The sequence below is a fragment of the Donghicola sp. genome (assembly GCF_025210255.1).
Taxonomy (GTDB): domain Bacteria; phylum Pseudomonadota; class Alphaproteobacteria; order Rhodobacterales; family Rhodobacteraceae; genus Donghicola; species Donghicola eburneus.
Map to the genome: position 1 here is coordinate 176124 of NZ_JAOARZ010000011.1, position 18054 is coordinate 194177.

17 protein-coding genes are annotated in these 18054 nt (G+C 59.8%); 10 read left to right on the forward strand and 7 right to left on the reverse strand.

The features are described 5' to 3' along the window. Positions 1-94: 94 nt before the first annotated feature. Positions 95-868, reverse strand: a complete 774-nt coding sequence (locus tag N4A58_RS03425) for a 3-hydroxybutyrate dehydrogenase (protein ID WP_072706450.1) — start codon at positions 866-868, stop codon at positions 95-97. A gap of 385 nt (positions 869-1253) precedes the next feature. On the opposite strand from N4A58_RS03425, the gene N4A58_RS03430 reads away from it, so the two are divergent. The 3 genes from N4A58_RS03430 (at position 1254) to N4A58_RS03440 (ending at position 3684) form a co-directional block, all read left to right on the forward strand. Next, positions 1254-3035: an extracellular solute-binding protein gene (locus N4A58_RS03430; protein WP_293707921.1), complete on the forward strand. Its 1782-nt coding sequence runs from the start codon at positions 1254-1256 to the stop codon at positions 3033-3035. Positions 3036-3046: 11 nt separating this feature from the next. Next, a complete protein-coding gene (locus N4A58_RS03435; RefSeq protein ID WP_072706448.1) occupies positions 3047-3160 on the forward strand; it encodes an entericidin, EcnA/B family in 114 nt (37 codons plus the stop codon). A gap of 68 nt (positions 3161-3228) precedes the next feature. Further along, the gene (locus N4A58_RS03440; protein WP_293707852.1) at positions 3229-3684 is read left to right on the forward strand and encodes an arsenate reductase ArsC; all 456 of its coding nucleotides are present in this window, start codon (positions 3229-3231) and stop codon (positions 3682-3684) included. Between the two features lie 3 nt (positions 3685-3687). Here N4A58_RS03440 and N4A58_RS03445 read toward each other — a convergent pair whose 3' ends face one another. Beyond that, complete coding sequence (locus tag N4A58_RS03445; RefSeq protein ID WP_293707854.1) at positions 3688-4311, reverse strand: XRE family transcriptional regulator; 624 nt, start codon at positions 4309-4311, stop codon at positions 3688-3690. A 64-nt stretch (positions 4312-4375) separates the two neighbouring features. Here N4A58_RS03445 and N4A58_RS03450 point away from each other — a divergent pair, with 64 nt between their 5' ends. Genes N4A58_RS03450 through N4A58_RS03460 form a run of 3 tightly spaced genes read left to right on the forward strand, consistent with a single transcriptional unit; the run spans position 4376 to position 7757 of the window. After that, entirely contained in the window at positions 4376-5881 is a 1506-nt protein-coding gene (locus N4A58_RS03450) for a class I adenylate-forming enzyme family protein (protein WP_293707856.1), read from the forward strand. An 18-nt stretch (positions 5882-5899) separates the two neighbouring features. After that, complete coding sequence (locus N4A58_RS03455) at positions 5900-6529, forward strand: DsbA family oxidoreductase (RefSeq protein ID WP_293707858.1); 630 nt, start codon at positions 5900-5902, stop codon at positions 6527-6529. Between the two features lie 4 nt (positions 6530-6533). After that, on the forward strand, positions 6534-7757 hold the full coding sequence (locus tag N4A58_RS03460) for a multidrug effflux MFS transporter (RefSeq protein ID WP_293707860.1): 1224 nt from the start codon (positions 6534-6536) through the stop codon (positions 7755-7757). Positions 7758-7790: 33 nt separating this feature from the next. Here N4A58_RS03460 and mfd read toward each other — a convergent pair whose 3' ends face one another. Together mfd and N4A58_RS03470 are read right to left on the reverse strand one after the other, a co-directional pair. Beyond that, positions 7791-11273, reverse strand: a complete 3483-nt coding sequence (mfd, locus tag N4A58_RS03465; RefSeq protein ID WP_293707862.1) for a transcription-repair coupling factor — start codon at positions 11271-11273, stop codon at positions 7791-7793. 3 nt (positions 11274-11276) lie between these two features. Further along, positions 11277-11801 (reverse strand): component of SufBCD complex, encoded by a 525-nt coding sequence (locus N4A58_RS03470; protein ID WP_293707864.1) that lies wholly within the window; start codon positions 11799-11801, stop codon positions 11277-11279. Positions 11802-11918: 117 nt separating this feature from the next. On the opposite strand from N4A58_RS03470, the gene hemB reads away from it, so the two are divergent. The 3 genes from hemB (at position 11919) to rocF (ending at position 14706) form a co-directional block, all read left to right on the forward strand. Further along, positions 11919-12917: a porphobilinogen synthase gene (gene hemB / locus N4A58_RS03475; protein WP_293707866.1), complete on the forward strand. Its 999-nt coding sequence runs from the start codon at positions 11919-11921 to the stop codon at positions 12915-12917. 108 nt (positions 12918-13025) lie between these two features. Then, the gene (locus tag N4A58_RS03480; RefSeq protein WP_072706439.1) at positions 13026-13586 is read left to right on the forward strand and encodes a YSC84-related protein; all 561 of its coding nucleotides are present in this window, start codon (positions 13026-13028) and stop codon (positions 13584-13586) included. Positions 13587-13788: 202 nt separating this feature from the next. After that, on the forward strand, positions 13789-14706 hold the full coding sequence (gene rocF, locus N4A58_RS03485) for an arginase (RefSeq protein WP_293707871.1): 918 nt from the start codon (positions 13789-13791) through the stop codon (positions 14704-14706). On the opposite strand, the gene N4A58_RS03490 is transcribed toward rocF, so the two are convergent. The 3 genes from N4A58_RS03490 to N4A58_RS03500 all read right to left on the reverse strand — a co-directional run bounded on the left by N4A58_RS03490 (position 14703) and on the right by N4A58_RS03500 (position 16768). Next, on the reverse strand, positions 14703-15287 hold the full coding sequence (locus tag N4A58_RS03490) for an HNH endonuclease (RefSeq protein ID WP_072706437.1): 585 nt from the start codon (positions 15285-15287) through the stop codon (positions 14703-14705). The genes rocF and N4A58_RS03490 overlap by 4 nt on opposite strands. 189 nt (positions 15288-15476) lie before the next feature. After that, positions 15477-16142, reverse strand: a complete 666-nt coding sequence (locus N4A58_RS03495) for an alpha/beta fold hydrolase (RefSeq protein WP_072706436.1) — start codon at positions 16140-16142, stop codon at positions 15477-15479. Further along, positions 16139-16768 carry a DNA-3-methyladenine glycosylase 2 family protein gene (locus N4A58_RS03500; RefSeq protein ID WP_293707874.1) on the reverse strand — a complete coding sequence of 210 codons (630 nt, stop codon included), beginning with the start codon at positions 16766-16768 and terminating at the stop codon, positions 16139-16141. Before N4A58_RS03500 ends, N4A58_RS03495 begins: the two co-directional genes overlap by 4 nt. A 63-nt stretch (positions 16769-16831) precedes the next feature. Between N4A58_RS03500 and N4A58_RS03505 the strand changes: the two genes are divergently transcribed. After that, the gene (locus tag N4A58_RS03505) at positions 16832-18049 is read left to right on the forward strand and encodes an MFS transporter (protein WP_293707876.1); all 1218 of its coding nucleotides are present in this window, start codon (positions 16832-16834) and stop codon (positions 18047-18049) included. Positions 18050-18054 lie beyond the last annotated feature (5 nt).

An 18054-nucleotide genomic window follows, 5' to 3' on the forward strand; every position in this document is an offset into this window, starting at 1 on the left:
TAGGTGCCATAAAAAATCAGCCTTTCGCTGCAATGGATATGTCCCCTCCCTAGGCCGTCAACGGGCGCGCTCGAATGGCGCGCCCGGTCTTTGATCAAAGCGCCGTCCAGCCGCCGTCCACGCTGATGGTGGTGCCGGTGATCTGCTTGGCCGCGTCCGAACATAGGAACACGGCTGTGCCTCCCAGCTCTTCGACGGTGGCAAATTCCTTAGACGGCTGGCGCTCGAGCATGACGTTCTTGATCACGTCCTCGCGGCTCATGTCGTATTTTTCCATGGTGTCGGGGATTTGTGCCTCGACCAGCGGGGTCAGCACGTAGCCCGGACAGATCGCATTGGCGGTGATGGGCTCTTGCGCCGTCTCCAGCGCGGTCACTTTCGTCAGACCCACAACACCGTGCTTGGCGGCCACATAGGCCGATTTATAGGGGCTCGCGGTCAAGCCGTGCGCCGACGCGATGTTCACAATGCGGCCCCATCCAGCCTCGCGCATTTTTGGCAGCGCAGCAGCGGTGGTATGGAACGCCGAGCTGAGGTTGATCGCGATGATCGCGTCCCACTTCTCGACGGGAAACTCATCAATGCCTTTGACGAACTGGATGCCCGCGTTGTTCACGAGGATATCGCACTTGCCAGCCTTGTCGATCAGGGCGCGGCATTCGTCGGCCTTGGACATGTCGGCCTTAATGTAAGTTACAGATACGCCGAATTCCTCAGACATATCAGAGGCCAGCTTGTGGTCTTCTTCGTTGTCGGTGAACGAATTCAGGACGACATCTGCGCCAGCTTTGGCCAGCTCGCGCGCCACGCCCAAACCAATCCCCGAGTTCGAGCCGGTCACGACAGCGGTTTTGCCCTTCAAAGTCATAAATTCCCCCTTATGAAATGACGACGATTGTGCGCATTGTCCGTGCAGGCGCAGAATCGATTCCTATCACTGCATTAAGTTCATTGGGGCGGCTTCAGTTCCACAGATACTTCGCGTCCGGCGGCAAAAAACCGCGTTATGTCAATGATGTGACAGCGAAAAAAAACGCCGGCACAAGGCCGGCGCAAGTATTGAGGCAGGTTTCATACAGGCAAGAAACCTATCGAGCAGTGACTTCTGTATAAGCAATTGCGCGCCACTGTCCAAGCTAAAAGTTTGAAAAGACACAGAACGGTGTCTAGGATTTTACCTGATTGATCCGCATAGCACCCGAGGAGAGGCGTACGTGGCATTGTTTTTAAGGAAGAAACCGGCATTCACGACCATGGTGGGCGCACTGGCCCTATTGGCGCAAACGGCATGGGCCGAACCGATGCACGGGATTGCCATGTACGGCGCACCTGCCCTGCCAGAGGGATTCGAATCTCTGCCTTACGTAAACCCCGAGGCCCCGAAGGGTGGCCGGGTGGTCATGGGCGAGACCGGAAGCTTTGACAGTTTGAACCCTCATCAAGCCAAAGGAAGCGTGCCGTGGCAGTTACGTTTCGTGGCCTACGAAAGCTTGATGGGACGTAATTGGGCCGAACCTTTCGGTCTGTATGGGCTGATCGCCGAAACAATCGAAACCGCAAAAGATCGCAGCTGGGTCGAATTCACTTTGCGCGACAATGTCACCTTTAGCGACGGGACGCCCCTGACCGTTGAGGATGTGATGTGGTCCTATGAGACGCTCGGCACTGTGGGCCACCCGCGCTACCTTGGCGTCTGGTCCAAGGTCGAAAGCATGGAGCAAACCGGCGAGCGCAAGATCAAGTTCACCTTCAACGATGACAACCCAGAATTGGCGCTGCTGATCGGGATGCGCCCCATTCTGAAGAAGGCGCAGTTTGATGAGGTCAGCTTTGAGGATGCGGGGGTGAACGTGGTGCCGATCACCACCGCGCCCTACGTGATCGAGGACTACGAGACAGGCCGGTATGTCAGCCTCAAGCGCGACGAGGACTATTGGGGGAATGATCTGCCCTTCCGCCGCGGGACCAACAACATCGACGAATTTCGTATGGAGTTTTATGGCGATGGCTCGGTCATGTTCGAGGCGTTCAAGGCGGGCGAACTCAATGCCTTCCGTGAAACGAGCGGGCAGAAGTGGGACACCGTCTATGACTTCCCAGCGGTTCAACGCGGTGACGTGGTGAAATCGGAAATCCCGCACCAGCGCCCCAGCGGGATCACTGGTCTGGCTATGAACACCCGCGAAGCGCCGTTTGACGATTGGCGCGTCCGCGAAGCGATGATGCAGGCGTTTAACTTCGAATTCATCAATCAGGCGCTGAACGGTGGCAAGCAGCAGCGCATCACCTCGTACTTCTCGAACTCGCTTCTGTCGATGGACCACGGCCCCGCCGAAGGCCGCGTTCTAGAGTATCTGAACCAGTATCAGGACGCCCTGCTGCCCGGCGCGATCGAAGGCTACGACCTGCCCGTCTCAGATGGATCAGAGCGCAACCGCCGCAACCTGCGCACTGCGGTTGGCCTGCTCGAAGAGGCTGGCTGGACTGTGGACAGCGATGGCGTGCTCAAAGATGCCGAAGGTCAGCCCTTTGAATTCGAAATCCTGCTCCGTCAGGGCAGCAGCGAAGTCCAAAGCATCAGCGATATCTTCGTCAAACATCTCGAAAGCCTTGGGATTACTGCGACCATCAATGTGGTGGACGCCGCGCAGTACCGCGAGCGGACCGATGCCTTTGACTATCATATGACCTACTACCGCCGCGGTGTGTCCCTGAGCCCAGGCAACGAACAGTACCTCTATTGGGGCTCTGACGCTGCGGGCACCCAAGGCAGCTACAACATGATCGGGATTGAGAATGCCGCCGTGGACGGTCTGATCGGTGATATCCTCTCGGCCCAAAGCACCGAGGATTTCGTCGCCGCGACCAAGGCGCTGGACCGTGTCCTGACCACGGGGCGGTATGTCATTCCTTTCTACAATTGGAATGTCAGCTGGATCGCCCATGATCGTCACCTGAAATATCCAGAAACTTTGCCGATCTATGGCGATTGGCTGGATTTCATGCCAGACGTCTGGTGGTACGAAGAAGACTAAGGACATCCGCTATGAAGACCATCGTCCTGTTGGCCCTGCTCGCCAGTTTGACCGCCTGTAACACGGTCGAAGGCGTGGGCCTTGATATCGCAGACAGTGCCCGCGCCGTGCGCGGTTTGTTCTGATATAATTCCTCTAGGCAGAACTGGCGGACAGGCGTACTGTCCCGCCAGTTTTTGTCTTCGGGAAACAAATGAATATTCTCGTGTTATGTGTGGGCAACGATGCCCGCTCGATCCTACTGGAATCGATCCTAAACGACCTATCTCCTCAACGCATGACAGCTTATTCCGCCGGACCAGCCCCTGCTGAGTCGGTACCGCGAGCTGTTCTCAGCCTGCTGGAGGCGCAGGACCAAGCCACCGCTGATTTAGCGCCAAAGAGTTGGGACGCGTTCACGGGTGTGGATGCGGTCCCCGTGGATCTGGTGATCAGCTTGTGTGATTTGTCTGCGTACAAAGCGCCCAAATGGCCTGCGGGCACCCCGCGCGGCGTTTGGCTGACCCCCGATCCGATGACCGAAGAGGCCCCGCTGGATCAGGTCTACGAAACCCTCCTGCGTCGCGCCAAAGCCTTTCTCAAGCATAGCTTCGAGATCATGGACGAGGGCGAGGCCAACGCCGCCCTCAAGCGCATCGGAAAGCTGTAACTGTCAGACCAGCGATGTGACCCACAGGATCGTGGCGTCCTCTGCGCTGGTCGAGACCACGTTATGCCCCATGGTCCCATCGTAATAGGCGCTATCACCACGCTTCATTTCGATGGGCTCGTAGAATTCGGTGAACAGCTTGATGGTGCCGGTCAGGACATAGAGGAATTCCTCGCCGTCGTGGCGCACCCAGCCGTCGAATTCGTCCATAGACCGCGCGCGGATGCGGGCGCGGTAGGGCAGCATCGTTTTCTTGGTCAGGCTCTCGGCCAAGAGTTCATGCTCGTAGGTCGCTGTGGTGATCGCCGCGCCCTCGCCCGACTTGGTAGAGGTCATGCGCCCGTTCACCTGAGATTTGTGCGGCGGCGTGAACAGTTGCGGCACGCTAATCCCCAACCCCACGGCCAGCTTTTTCAGCGCCTCGTAGGTCGGGGACATCTGGCCATTCTCGATCTTGGACAGGGTCGAGCGGGCCAATCCGGCTTTCTGGGCGGCTTGCTCTAGCGTCCAGTTTCCCTCTTTGCGCAATTCGCGCACACGGGCCCCAAGGTCCAAAGGCACGGCGTGCACGTCCTCTTCGGAGTCGCGGGCAACACGGATCAGCTGTCTGGGGTCTTTGTTTGTCATGAAGGTTCTGTAATCGCGTGCCCTAACTCTTGCAACTGGGCCTGCGCGGCCTTAGCCAAGAGCCATGCAATCACTCACGACGCCGACGCCCCAAGCGCCCTGCCCCGACCCATTCAATATGGCCGCCTACGTCCTGAACGGCAGCGGCGCCCCAGATGACAAGATCGCCCTTGCAGTGCTGGCCTTGTCCGGTGCGGAACGCTGGAGTTATGGCAAACTGCGCAGTGCTGCCTTGGGCACGGGCACGGGGCTGTTGAACGCTGGATTGAAACCCGGCGACCGCGTGATGCTGCGGCTGGGAAATACCGTCGATTTTCCGCTGGCCTTCCTGGGCGCGATTGCGGCGGGCCTGATCCCCGTGCCGACCAGCAGCCAACTGACCGCGCCAGAGGCGGGCAAGCTCGCGCAGATCATCCAGCCCGCTGCGATCCTGCAATCCCCTGACGTTCCGGCGCCCGAGGGCGATTGGCGCTCGATCCCCCAAGCGGATCTGCGCGTGATGCGCGATCTGGAGCCGGTGACGCCAGAGATGGGTGATCCGGACCGGATGGCCTACATCATCTTCACCTCTGGTACATCGGGGACGCCCCGTGCTGTGTGCCACGCGCACCGCGTTGTCTGGGCTCGGCGTATGATGTGGGCGGGATGGTATGACCTACAGCCCACGGATCGTTTGCTGCATGCAGGCGCGTTCAACTGGTCGTTTACGTTGGGCACGGGCATGATGGACCCTTGGGCCTGCGGGGCGACCGCGCTGATCCGTGCGGATGGGACGGACCCCAAGGCCCTGCCCTTGCTGCTCAAACGCCACGACGCCACGCTGCTGGCCGCAGCCCCCGGCGTTTATCGCAAATTCCTGAAAGACCACCCCAGCCTGAGCCTGCCCAAACTGCGCCACGGCCTCTGCGCAGGTGAGAAACTGCCCGAAGCCCTGCGCACCGCTTGGGCCGAGGCCACAGGCACCGGCCTCTATGAGGCCTACGGGCAGACCGAGATTTCGACCTTTATCTCCGGCAATCCAGTGCGGCCCTCGGCCACTGGTACCCTCGGTGCGCCGCAGGACGGTCGTCTGGTGGCGATTGTAGATGAAACCGGCCAGCCCGTGCCCCGCGGCACCGCTGGGACGATCGCCATTGACCACCGCGATCCGGGCCTCATGCTGGGCTATCTAGACGCGCCAGAAGCCACGGCGGAAAAGAGGTGCGGCGATTGGTTTCTGACTGGCGATCAGGGGATCATGGACGAAAACGGCTTCATCACCTATCAAGGGCGCGATGATGACCTGATGAACGCGGGCGGCTTCCGCGTCTCTCCGCTCGAGGTCGAGGCGACGCTCTCTCATATCGAGGGCATCCACGAGGTCGCCGTGACCGATGTCGAGATCAAGCCTGACGTGCGTGTGATTGCGGCGTTTTACACCGCCGATGCCGACCTCGACGAGGCCGCGCTGGCCTCCTATGCCGAGGCCAATCTGGCCCGTTACAAGCAGCCCCGTCTGTGGGTGCATTTGACTGAACTGCCGCGCAACCCGAACGGCAAGCTGCGCCGCAAGGAATTGAAACAACCCTAAGGCCCCGAAAGGCACCCGATGGTTAAATTGAATTTGTTCTCCGACCCGATCTGCCCTTGGTGCTACATCGGCTACACCGAATTGACCCGCGCATTGGCGGAACGCCCCAAGCATCCCTTTGATCTGGAATGGTTGCCATTCCAACTAAATCCCGAGATGCCAGCGGAGGGAGTCGATAGACGCGCTTACCTAGAGGCGAAATTCGGCGGCAAGGAAGGCGCCGTCAAAGCATACGGGCAAGTCTCTGAACGCGCAGAAGAAATCGGGCTTGATTTGGATTTATCCTCTATTTCTCGCACACCTAATACGCTCGACGCGCACAGACTAATTCACTGGTCTGGGGTCGAAGGCCGCCAGACCCCGGTTGCCACGGCTCTGTTTCGGGCATACTTCAATGAGGGTCGGGATATCTCGGAACATGAAGTTCTGGCCGACATTGCCGACGGTGCCGGTATGGACGCAGCATTGATCCTGCGCCTTTTAGCGAGTGACGCCGACAAAGACGAAATTTTGCAGAAAGACGCCATGGCCCGCGAGATGGGGGTTCAGGCGGTGCCGACCTTTGTGGTGGCCGGTCAACATGCCGTGCCCGGAGCGCAGCCGTCAGACCTATGGGTCAAGGTGATAGATGAACTAGTAGGAGCCTAAGCGCATGTTCAAAGCCCCCACGAAGCCACTCAAGTTTCCGGAATTCGTGGGGATGCTGGCAATGCTCTTTGCCACGCTTGCCTTCTCCATCGACTCCATGCTGCCTGCCATCCCGCGGATCGCGCAGGAAATGACCCCCGACGACGTCAACCGTGCCCAGTTGATCATCACCAGCTTTGTTCTGGGAATGGGCATCGGGACGTTCTTTGCCGGACCTCTGTCTGACTGGTTCGGACGCAAGATCACTGTGGCCGTGGGCCTCGGGATCTACATGCTGGCCTCACTTTATGCGGCTGGCACCAATGATATGGAGCACCTATTGGCCTCGCGTTTCGTGATGGGCCTTGGGGCATCGGCGCCGCGTGTGGTTAGCCTTGCCATGGTGCGCGACCTCTACAAAGGCCGCGAGATGGCGCGGATCATGTCCTTTGTCATGACCGTGTTTATCTTGGTGCCTGCGATGGCGCCCTCGATCGGCGCCGTCATCATCGCGTATTCCAGCTGGCGTGGTGTTTTCGTCGCGTTTGTGTTTTTTGCGCTGTTCTCGGGCGGCTGGCTGATGCTGCGCCAACCCGAAACGCTGGACAAAGCGAACCGCCGTCCCCTGCGCCTGAGCGCGATCCGCTACGCGCTGGGAGAGGTTTTGGGCAACCGCGTGGTCGTGATGTACATCGCCGCCCTGTCGTTGGGCTTTGGCCAGATGTTCTCGTTTATCTCGAGCGCGCCGCAGCTGTTCACGGACACTTACGAGCGTGGTGATACGTTCCCGATCTGGTTTGCCGGTGTGGCGGCCTTTGCCGCGATTGCGTCCTTTACCAACGCCCGTTTGGTGATGACGCTTGGCATGCGCCTGTTGTCGACGACCGCTCTGGGAGTGCAATGCGCTGCCTCGATCATCGCGATGATCCTGCTGGAAAGCGGCTTCGTCGCACCGGAATACCAGTTCTATGTTTTCGTCGGTTATATGGCGATTTCGTTCTTCATGATCGGTCTGGTTTTTGGCAACATCAACGCGCTGGCGATGGAACCCTTGGGCCACGTTGCAGGCTTTGCTGCTGCGATCATTGGCGCGATCTCGACTGTTCTGGCGGTGCTGATTGCGGTGCCTGTGGGCTATTCCTATGACGGCACGCCGATGCCGCTGTTGATCGGTGTCGCCCTGTGTTCGGGCTTTGCCTACCTGATCATGCGGATTTCCCGCCGGTACGAGGCTGTTGCGACCGTCTGATCGGGCCGCTCACTGAAAGGACCAAAGGCCGCCTTACTTGGCGGCCTTTTTCTGTTTCTGAACTTCGACAACTTTTTCGGCCAGTGCTTTGGCGATGTTGAATGCGCCCTTGATCTTGTCCGCCTCGGTCGACCAGTCCCGCAGGATGACGATCTTGTTGTCCTTGATCTTGGCTTTGCCCTTTTCGGCCTGCACGAACTCTACCAGACCTTGGGGTGAGGCGAATTTGTCGTTGTGGAACTGGATCGTCGCGCCCTTGGGGCCGCCATCCAGTTTCGCGATCCCTGCCCGTTTGCACATGGCTTTGATCCGAACGATCAGCAGCAGCGTGTTCACCTCTTTGGGCAGCTTGCCGAAACGGTCGATTAGTTCGGCGGCAAAGCCTTCCAACTCGACCTTCTTGGTCAGTTCGGACAGGCGACGATAGAGGCCAAGGCGTACGTCCAGATCGGGCACATAATCCTCGGGGATCAGGACGGGCACACCCAGATTGATCTGCGGCGCCCACTGATCGTCTGTGTCGTCCAGAAGCCCTTCCATCTGGCCGGATTTGATCTTGGCGATCGCCTCTTCCAGCATGGATTGATAGAGCTCGTAGCCCACGTCCTTCATCTGGCCGGACTGTTCTTCACCGAGCAGGTTGCCCGCTCCGCGAATGTCCAGATCCTGAGAGGCCAGCGTAAAGCCCGCACCCAAGGTATCCAGCGACCCCAACACGCGCAGACGCTTTTCCGCGGTCGCGGTCAGTTTCGCCCGCGGTTTGGTGGTCAGGTAAGCATAGGCGCGGGTTTTCGAGCGGCCCACACGGCCACGGATCTGATAGAGCTGCGCCAGACCAAACATGTCTGCGCGGTGCACGACCATGGTGTTCGCGGTGGGAATATCGAGGCCCGACTCCACAATCGTTGTCGCCAACAGCACATCGTATTTCCCGTCGTAGAAGGCGTTCATCCGGTCGTCGAGCTCGCCCGCCGCCATCTGTCCGTGGGCGACGATATAGCTGACTTCAGGGACCTGCTCTTTCAGGAATTCCTCGATCTCGGCCAGATCGGTGATGCGCGGTACGACAAAGAAGGACTGCCCGCCGCGATAGTGTTCTCGCAGTAGCGCCTCTCGGATGGTCACCTTGTCGAACTCGGAGACGTAGGTCCGGATCGATAGGCGGTCGACGGGAGGCGTGCCGATGATCGATAGATCACGCACGCCGGTCAGCGACAATTGCAAAGTGCGTGGGATCGGCGTCGCGGTCAGGGTCAACACGTGGATGTTCGAGCGCAGCTGTTTCAGGCGCTCTTTATGGTTCACGCCGAAATGCTGTTCTTCGTCGATGATCAGCAAACCCAGACGGTCGAATTTAATGGTCTTGGCCAGAACCGCATGGGTGCCGACAACGATATCGACAGTGCCATCCGCCAACCCCTTGCGGGTTTCGGACGCCTGTTTGGCGCTGACGAAACGGGACAGCTGGCGGACCTCCAGCGGGAAGCCGCGGAAGCGTTCTTGGAAGCCTTTGGCGTGCTGACGGGCCAAGAGCGTGGTCGGCGCGATGACCGCCACCTGTACGCCGGACATGGCCGCGATAAAGGCCGCGCGCATGGCAACCTCGGTCTTGCCAAAGCCAACATCCCCGCAGATCAGGCGGTCCATTGGGGTACCGCTGGTCAGATCCTCGACCACGTCGTTGATTGCGCGCAACTGGTCGTCGGTTTCCTGATAGGGGAAGCGCGCGCAGAACTCTTCCCACGCGTGGGCTGGCGGCTCCAGCATCTGGCCTTTGCGAAGGGCGCGTTCGGCCGCGACGCGGATCAGCTTGTCCGCCATCTCGCGGATGCGCTCTTTCAGGCGGGCTTTCTTGGCCTGCCATGCGCCGCCACCCAGACGGTCCAACAGCCCTTCGTCATGTCCATAGCGGGACAGAAGTTCGATGTTCTCAACAGGCAGATAAAGACGCGCCGCCTCGGCGTATTCCAGCACGATGCATTCATGCGCCGCACCTGCTGCTGTCACGACCTCCAGCCCTTGATAGCGGCCGATGCCGTGGTCTACGTGCACCACCAGATCGCCCGGCGTCAGTGAAGTCGCTTCGGTCAGGAAGTTCTCGGCCTTGCGACGTTTCTTGGGCTGGCGGATCAGGCGATCCCCCAGAACGTCCTGTTCCGAGATCACCGTGAGGGCTTTGTCGCCCATGGGCGCTTCGAACCCGTGCTCCAGCGACCAGACCGCCAGATGCAGGCCGGTTTTGCCGATACGGGTGCCGTCCATGATTGGGATCGCTTCGGCCAGACCTTCGTCCTCGATCAGGCCGGTCAGACGCTCACGCGCGCCTTCGGAATAGCTGGCGATGACCACGGGGCCTTTGGCGAGCTTCTTCTTGATGTGGTCGGCAAGGGCACCAAACAGGCTGACGCTTTCTTGCTGACGCTCTGGGCTAAAGTTCCGCCCGATCCGCCCGCCCGCGTCGGTCACATTGGGGCCGGTCGCTTGGGGCAAGGGGTTAAACTGGATCACACGGCGGCTGTTCACCGTCTCGTTCCACGCCTCATCAGTCAGATAGAGCAGTTCAGGCGGCGCGGGTTTGTAGGGGGTGTCGCCCTTTTTGCTGGTTTGCAGGGCGTGCTGGCGGGTTTCGTACTGGTCCGCGATGCCCTCCCAACGGGACAGACGGGCGGCGGTCATCGCCTCGTCCAGGGTAATCACCGCATCGGGGGCAAAGTCGAACAGGGTTTCCAGCCGCTCGTGGAAGAACGGGAGCCAATGCTCCATGCCCTGCTGTTTGCGGCCCGCGCTGACAGCCTCGTACAGAGGGTCGTCGCTGCCCGCCGCGCCAAATTCGATGCGGTAGTTCTGGCGGAAACGGGTGATGGCGGTGTCTTCGAGAATGACCTCTGACACAGGGGCAAGTTCGATGATGTCGAGCTTGTCCGTAGTCCGCTGGCTGACCGGATCGAACCGGCGGATACCATCGAGCGTGTCGCCAAAGAAGTCCAGACGGACAGGCCCCGTATCACCGGGCGGGAAGATGTCGATGATGCCGCCGCGGATGGCGTAGTCGCCGGGCTCCATCACCGTGGGGCTCTGGCTGAAGCCCATCCGCACAAGGAAATTCCGCAGCTCTTTTTCGTCCACGCGGCTGCCGACTGACGCGATAAACGACGCGCCACGCAGGGTATCTCGCGCAGGCACCCGCTGGGTCGCAGCGTTCAACGTTGTCAGCAGAACGTACTTTTCAGGCATCCCGTGGACCAGCGCGGCCAGCAAGGCCATGCGCGCAGCGGTGATGTCGGGGTTCGGTGACACGCGGTCAAACGGCAGACAGTCCCACCCCGGAAACGTAAAGACAGGCATATCGGGCGCAAAGAATTTCAGTGCGTCCCGCATGGCCTGCATGCGTTTGTCGTCGCGGGCCACGTGCAGGACGGGCGCTTTGCTGCGCTCCATCTCGGACAGGATGAGGCGGGCGTCATAGCCTTCGGGCGCGCCGCCCACGGTCAGGTGTTGAGCGTTCCAAGTTACCATGGCTTAACCGAATACTCCGAGGCTGAGGTTCTGGTACATGCCCCAGAGCGAGGTCACGAATACCGAGATCATCCCAATCAGTTGGGTGTAGAACCGGTTGCGGGTGATGGCATCGCACAGGGCGGTGCCTTGGATCGTGTTGTCGATGATCCGACCGGCGAATTGCATCCGCAGAAACGTGACGATCATCGCGGGGGCCATCAGCAGGAAAACCGCCTGCGCAAACTCCAGTCCGAACCAGAAGCCCAGAAACAGCAGCATACTGAGCGTAAAGGACAAACCTGCCACAATCCATGTACCTGCACGGTCATAGACCATCAGCATGCGCCGCGCCTTGATGTGGACCAGAGCGTTCAGATCGGCCATTTCCTGTCCGGCATTCTTCCGTGCCCGTCCGACCATGTCATAGGGCACACCGAGCACAAAATGGCTCAGGGACGACCACATGGCCGCCAGCACAATCCAGTACCACAGATTGGAGAATGACCGCATGTCGATCAGTTCAAAGATACGCCCGCCAAGGTCCAAGGCACTCTCCTGAAAATGATGTCAGGAACGGGACATAGCGCGGTTGAACCGTAATGCCCAGACTTGAGGTGACTGCAAATCCGTGGCACCCATCAAAAAACCTTTGGAGGTCCGATCATGCCCTATGCTCCTGCTGCTTTTCCTGCCGGCCGTCCGCGCCGCGTGCGCCGTACCCCTGCCCTGCGCGGTTTGGTCCGCGAGAACAACCTGAGCGTGGATGACCTGATCTGGCCGGTCTTTGTTCGCGATGGCCAAGGGGTCGAAGAGCCCGTGCCCTCGATGCCCGGTGTGTACCGCCGCAGCGTGGACAATATCGTCGAGGCCGCCAAAGAGGCGTTTGATCTGGGCGTGAGCACAATCTGTCTGTTCCCCTATACCGATCCGGCCAAGAAAACGCTGGACTGCGCCGAGGCATGGAACCCCGACAACCTGTCCAACACTGCCACCCGCGCGATCAAGGCGGCACTGCCGGACATGGCCGTCATGACCGACGTGGCACTGGACCCCTACAACATCACGGGTCAGGACGGGTTCCTGGTCGATGGCTATGTGGTGAATGACGAAACGGTCGAAGCGCTGGTCAAACAGGCGCTGTCACAGGCCGAAGCTGGCGCGGACATCATTGGGCCGTCGGATATGATGGACGGGCGGATCGGTGACATGCGTCAGGCGCTGGAACATGCGGGCCACATCAACGTCGCGATCCTGAGCTACAGCGCCAAATACGCCAGCGCCTTTTACGGGCCGTTCCGGGACGCGGTCGGTGCCTCTGGCGTTCTGAAGGGTGATAAGAAGACCTACCAGCTTGATCCGGCCAATACGGATGAGGCCATGCGCTGCATCGCCCGCGATCTGGACGAAGGCGCGGATATGGTCATGGTCAAGCCCGGCATGCCCTATCTGGACATCTGCCGCCGCGCGCAGGACGAATTCGGTGTGCCTGTCTACGCCTATCAGGTCAGCGGCGAATACGCGATGATGCAGGCCGCGGCCCAGAACGGCTGGATCGACGGCGAACGCGCCATGATGGAGAGCCTGATGTGCTTCAAGCGCGCGGGCTGTAATGGCGTTCTGACCTACTTTGCCCCCGCTGCGGCCAAGATCATCGGCGCCTAAGGTCCCATTTCAGGGCAAACACGCGCTTGTCGGGTGACATAATCGGTCGACAAGCCTATAGTTGCGCCATAACAACCGGGAATACCCCGTTAGAGGACAGGCAAAACCATGACAGACATTAGCCGTCGTTTCTTTACCGTCGCCGGTTTGGGCGCGCTTCCGCTGGTCGCTGCGTGCGGCAATGGCGTGAATTCGCAGGGCGCTCAGATCATCGACGCCCGCGTCGACAGCACATTGAGCTACATGTTCAACAATTACCCCGGCACCCGCGAGCTGGCCGATAAATCGGTTGGTATGCTGGTCATGCCGCTGGTGACCGAAGCCGGCCTTGGCTTTGGCGGGGCCTATGGCCGCGGCGCCCTGCGCATCAACAACGCGACCGTCGATTATTATGCCTCGACCAAGGGCACTGTCGGTTTCCAGATCGGCGCGCAGCAGTATGCGCACGTTCTGTTCTTCATGACCCCCGATGCACTGGCGGATTTCCGTCGCTCCAGCGGTTGGGCTGCGGGCGCGAACGTCGAATATGCTCTGGCCGACAAAGGCGAGAAGATCCGCGCCGAGACAACAACATCGCTGGCGCCCGTCGTCGCTGTTGTCTTTGGCCAGACCGGTCTGCGCGTTGGGGCCACCCTCGAAGGGTCCAAGTACACCCGCATCATCCCCTGATTGCGGCTGCATCGGCGGAATTCAGAGATCCCGGTGATGGCAACATCATCGGGATTTTCTTTTGCATCAGGGTGACTTCGCGCGGGTTGTTGCCAGCGGACCTGCCCCGTTCGTACAGTTGGTCTTGCGAATCCGGCGCGGCGGCCCACCTCCTGTTAGGACGGCCCCGCTGGCCGGAATTGGACCAAAAGGATTTGAGCGCATGGATATCGAACTGATCGGAGCCCCCGTCGACAGCGGCAAAAAAGGCAAAGGCTGCCTCATGGGCCCCGATGCGTATCGCACAGCCAATCTGGCGCGCGCGCTGCGGCGGCTTGGCCATAGCGTGACCGATGTGGGCAATCTGACGCCCGATATGGTGGCCGATCCAGACTGCGCCAATCCCGCTGTACATTCGTTGGCCGAAACCGTCGGATGGACCCAGTCCCTGCACCGCGCGGGACGCAACGCCATGCAAGCAGGACGCTTGCCGATCTTTTTGGGCGGCGATCACAGCCTGTCACTGGGCTCGGTCACTGGCGTCGCTACCGCAACCGACAAGCCCCAGTTCGTTCTTTGGCTTGATGCCCATTCCGATTTCCACACGCTGATGACCACCGAGAGCGGGAACCTACACGGCACGCCTCTGGCCTACATCACAGGCCGCGACGGGTTCGAGGGCTTCCCCGCTGTTCCCAATCCCGTTCCCGAACAGAACATTTGCATCATCGGCCTGCGCTCTGTGGACGAGGCCGAGCGCGGGATGCTCGAAGACAGCGACATTCGCTACCACGATATGCGCGAGATTGATGAAAACGGCATTTCTGTGCTGCTGCGACGCTTTCTCAAGGATGTGGCGGACGCTGGCGGCAATCTACACGTGTCGCTGGATGTGGACTTCCTAGACCCCTCTGCAGCGCCTGCGGTCGGCACGACCGTTCCCGGCGGCGCGACAGTGCGCGAAGGGCACCTGTGCATGGAGCTGATCGCAGACAGTGGGCTCATGACCTCGCTCGATCTGGTCGAGCTGAACCCGTTCCTAGATGAACGCGGACGCACCGCGCAATTGATGGTGGACCTTGCGGCGTCTGCGCTGGGGCGCCGTGTGTTCGATCGTCCGACGCGCGCCTATAGCAGTTAAGCCTGCAATTCAGCGTCCCAGTACAGGTAGTCCATCCAGCTGACGTGCAGATGATTTGGGGGGAACTTACGCCCCACCGATTGCAACTCTTCGGCTGAGGGCTGCTTTGGCGGTTTGCGCAGGTGCATGTTGGCTTGGCGCAAGGATTTGGACCCCTTGCGCAGATTGCAGCGTGAACAGGCTGCCACGACATTTTCCCAACTGGTTATGCCGCCTCGTGCGCGCGGGATCACGTGATCAAAGGTCAGATCGCCCCGTCCGCCGCAGTATTGGCAGCAAAATTCGTCCCGTAGAAAAAGATTAAAGCGCGTGAAGGCCACGCGCTTTTGAGGTTTTACAAAATCTTTGAGGACAACGACCGAAGGTATCCGGACTTCCATTTTCTGGCTTCGGACCGTGGTGTCGTATTCGGCAACGATGTCGACTCTATCGAGCCAGACCGCCTTGATCGCCTCCTGCCAAGGCCAAAGCGACAAGGGATAGTAGGACAATGGACGATAGTCCGCATTTAGCACCAGCGCCGGGTGATGTTTCAATGCGCCAGGTTCTCTTACGAATTCAGTCCTAAAGTCACCGTCCATGGAAAAAGCCTCTTTGCCCCGTCTGTCTAACTGACCCGAGGCGGGACAACCCGCCCCGTATACCTAACACTATATATCGCGGCTTACCTCTGGCAAGCCTCTTGATATGGCGTGTTGTTCACGGTTTTAGTCAGATTTCGTGACAGATTGGTGACGGGGCGGACTGCCCCGCATCCAAATCGGGCAGGCTTACATCCCCAGCTTGTCGCGCATGAACGCCAAGGCAACACCAAGGCCCTCTGGCGAAATGCCGTGCGCGGTGCCTTTCATAACGTGGGCGTAAACCTCTTTGAAATCAGCCGCTTGCAGTGCCTCGACGGCTTCGGGAAGGCTTTGCGGCGGCACCACGTCGTCCTGATCGCCGTGCAGCAGCAGGATCGACGGATAGGATTTCGCCTCGTCTTTCAGCAGTTCGGGAACCAGCAAACGGCCCGAGAACCCGATCACGCCTCCGATCGCCTCTTCGAAACGGGGCGCGACGTGGAGTGCCATCATCGTGCCCTGAGAGAAACCGATCAGCACAAGTTGTTCGGGCAGAATGTCTTCGTCGTCCAGAATGCCCATCAAATAGGCGTTCAGGTCTTCAACAGCGGCGCGCATCCCGCGCTCTGCCTCTTCCTCAGACGAATTGTCGATCCACGGGATCGGGAACCACTGATAGCCCATCGGTGCGCCAGCGCAATTTTCAGGGGCGTCGGGCGCATAGAACGTGGTGTCAGGCAGATGTTCGGCCAGCGGATCGGCCAAACCCATCAAGTCCGCGCCATTCGCGCCGTAGCCATGCAAAAATACGATTACCGAGCGGGTTTGCCCCGAGGCCGCCTCGCGGCGGTCCGACTGTAGAACGCGAGTCATCTGATCCCTTCCCTGTCCTTTGCCACATGGTAGTAAGCCCACAGAAGCCGCGCCGCAACAGCCCGCCACGGGCTCCAGTCTTCGGCCATCAAGCGCAGGGCTTTTTCTTTGGGCCGTTCGGGCAGATCAAACAGAATGCGGGCGCCTTCTTGGAGGGCCAGATCACCGGGGGCAAAGACATCCGCGCGCCCCAGACTGAACATTGCGTAAATCTCGGCGGTCCAGACGCCAATGCCGCTGACTTGCGTCAGGGTCGCAACAACCTGATCTGTCGAAGCGTCGCGCAGCGCCTTGAAATCAATTCGCGCCTCGGCCAAGGCTTTGGCGTACTTGATCTTCTGTCGCGACATACCGCAAGCGCGCAACTCTTCTTCGGTCGCCCACATGACTTTTCGCGGGCCGGTCAGTTTCGCAGCGCGCAACCGATTCCAGATCGCATTCGCGGCTGCGACGCTGACTTGCTGGCTGACGATTGCGCTCAGCAACTGTTCAAAACCGTCCTTGCGCCGGCGCAGGGGCAACGGACCGGTTGCCTCCAAAGCGGCTGCAAATCTTGGGTCTGTCGTTGCCAGCCAAGCCGCGCCTTCGGCGACGCAGGCGTCGCTGATGATGATCCGTTCGTCCATGGTCGCACAGTGCGTCACAAGTGCTCTGGACGCAATCGCAACAAAGTTCTACGCCTAGCGCCTATGACGACCGCATATGATCACAAACGCGCCAAGCGCAATGTCGCTGTCCTGTCCGCCGCTCAGGCGATCCTTGGCAGCCAGATGAGTATGATATTCGTGATCGGCGGTCTCGCCGGTCAACAACTGGCGCCGAACCCCTGCTTTGCCACACTGCCAATCTCGATGATTGTTTTTGGCTCCATGACCACTGCCCCATGGCTGTCAAACGTAATGCAGCGCTATGGGCGCAAAGCGGGGTTCATTCTGGGTGCCGCTGGCGGTCTCCTTGGAAGCTTCACCGCCGTGACCGCGCTGATCTACGCGAATTTCTGGCTCTTCCTTCTGGGCAGCTACCTGACCGGTATCTATATGTGTGCGCAGGGTTTTTACCGTTTTGCCGCCGCCGATACCGCGTCCGAAGAGTTCCGTCCCAAGGCAATTTCCTATGTGCTGGCTGGTGGCCTTGCCTCGGCCATCATCGGCCCGCAACTGGTGAAATGGACCGTTGATTATTCAGTGATCCCGTTCATCGGGACCTATATGGCCGTGATCGCCATCAACGTGTTGGGGATGCTACTGTTTTTGGCGCTCGACATCCCACGCCCACCTGTTCCGGCCGAGGATGCCCCCGCCGCACGCTCGCGCCGCGAGATTCTGCGCGAGCCCCGCGTGGTGGTGGCAATCATCTGTGGCATGGTGAGCTATGCGCTGATGAATTTGGTCATGACATCGACCCCATTGGCCGTCGTTGGTTGTGGCTACGAAAAAGCAGATGCTGCCGATATCGTGATGGGCCACGTGCTGGCGATGTTTGTTCCATCCTTTTTCACCGGCCATTTGATCGCAAAATTCGGTGTCGAAAAAGTCGTCTCCTTGGGTCTCTTGATCCTCGCTGTAGCGGGTGTTGTCGCGTTGCAGGGGGTCGAAATCGAGAACTTCTTTATCGCTCTGGTCCTCCTTGGGATCGGCTGGAACTTTGGCTTCATCGGCGCGACCACTATGCTGGCAAGCGCCCACCGCCCCGAAGAGCGCGGCGTTGTGCAGGGCATGAACGATATGCTGGTGTTCGGTGGTGTGACCTTGGCCTCGCTGGCCTCGGGCGGTTTGATGAATTGCTCCGGCGGGACGGCCGTCGAAGGCTGGACCGCCGTCAACATGGCTATGGCGCCGTTCCTGATGCTGGCCGGCGGTGCGCTGATCTGGCTGGTGCTGAAGCCAAAAGAAAACCCCGCCAACTAAGGCGG

What these genes read in the sequence shown, in the direction of transcription:
- N4A58_RS03425 (WP_072706450.1), bottom strand. Translation starts at nt 868, where the DNA reads ATGACTTTGAAGGGCAAAACCGCTGTCGTGACCGGCTCGAACTCGGGG.
- N4A58_RS03430 (WP_293707921.1), top strand. Translation starts at nt 1,254, where the DNA reads ATGGTGGGCGCACTGGCCCTATTGGCGCAAACGGCATGGGCCGAACCG.
- N4A58_RS03435 (WP_072706448.1), top strand. Translation starts at nt 3,047, where the DNA reads ATGAAGACCATCGTCCTGTTGGCCCTGCTCGCCAGTTTGACCGCCTGT.
- N4A58_RS03440 (WP_293707852.1), top strand. Translation starts at nt 3,229, where the DNA reads ATGAATATTCTCGTGTTATGTGTGGGCAACGATGCCCGCTCGATCCTA.
- N4A58_RS03445 (WP_293707854.1), bottom strand. Translation starts at nt 4,311, where the DNA reads ATGACAAACAAAGACCCCAGACAGCTGATCCGTGTTGCCCGCGACTCC.
- N4A58_RS03450 (WP_293707856.1), top strand. Translation starts at nt 4,376, where the DNA reads ATGCAATCACTCACGACGCCGACGCCCCAAGCGCCCTGCCCCGACCCA.
- N4A58_RS03455 (WP_293707858.1), top strand. Translation starts at nt 5,900, where the DNA reads ATGGTTAAATTGAATTTGTTCTCCGACCCGATCTGCCCTTGGTGCTAC.
- N4A58_RS03460 (WP_293707860.1), top strand. Translation starts at nt 6,534, where the DNA reads ATGTTCAAAGCCCCCACGAAGCCACTCAAGTTTCCGGAATTCGTGGGG.
- mfd (WP_293707862.1), bottom strand. Translation starts at nt 11,273, where the DNA reads ATGGTAACTTGGAACGCTCAACACCTGACCGTGGGCGGCGCGCCCGAA.
- hemB (WP_293707866.1), top strand. Translation starts at nt 11,919, where the DNA reads ATGCCCTATGCTCCTGCTGCTTTTCCTGCCGGCCGTCCGCGCCGCGTG.
- N4A58_RS03480 (WP_072706439.1), top strand. Translation starts at nt 13,026, where the DNA reads ATGACAGACATTAGCCGTCGTTTCTTTACCGTCGCCGGTTTGGGCGCG.
- rocF (WP_293707871.1), top strand. Translation starts at nt 13,789, where the DNA reads ATGGATATCGAACTGATCGGAGCCCCCGTCGACAGCGGCAAAAAAGGC.
- N4A58_RS03490 (WP_072706437.1), bottom strand. Translation starts at nt 15,287, where the DNA reads ATGGACGGTGACTTTAGGACTGAATTCGTAAGAGAACCTGGCGCATTG.
- N4A58_RS03495 (WP_072706436.1), bottom strand. Translation starts at nt 16,142, where the DNA reads ATGACTCGCGTTCTACAGTCGGACCGCCGCGAGGCGGCCTCGGGGCAA.
- N4A58_RS03500 (WP_293707874.1), bottom strand. Translation starts at nt 16,768, where the DNA reads ATGGACGAACGGATCATCATCAGCGACGCCTGCGTCGCCGAAGGCGCG.
- N4A58_RS03505 (WP_293707876.1), top strand. Translation starts at nt 16,832, where the DNA reads ATGACGACCGCATATGATCACAAACGCGCCAAGCGCAATGTCGCTGTC.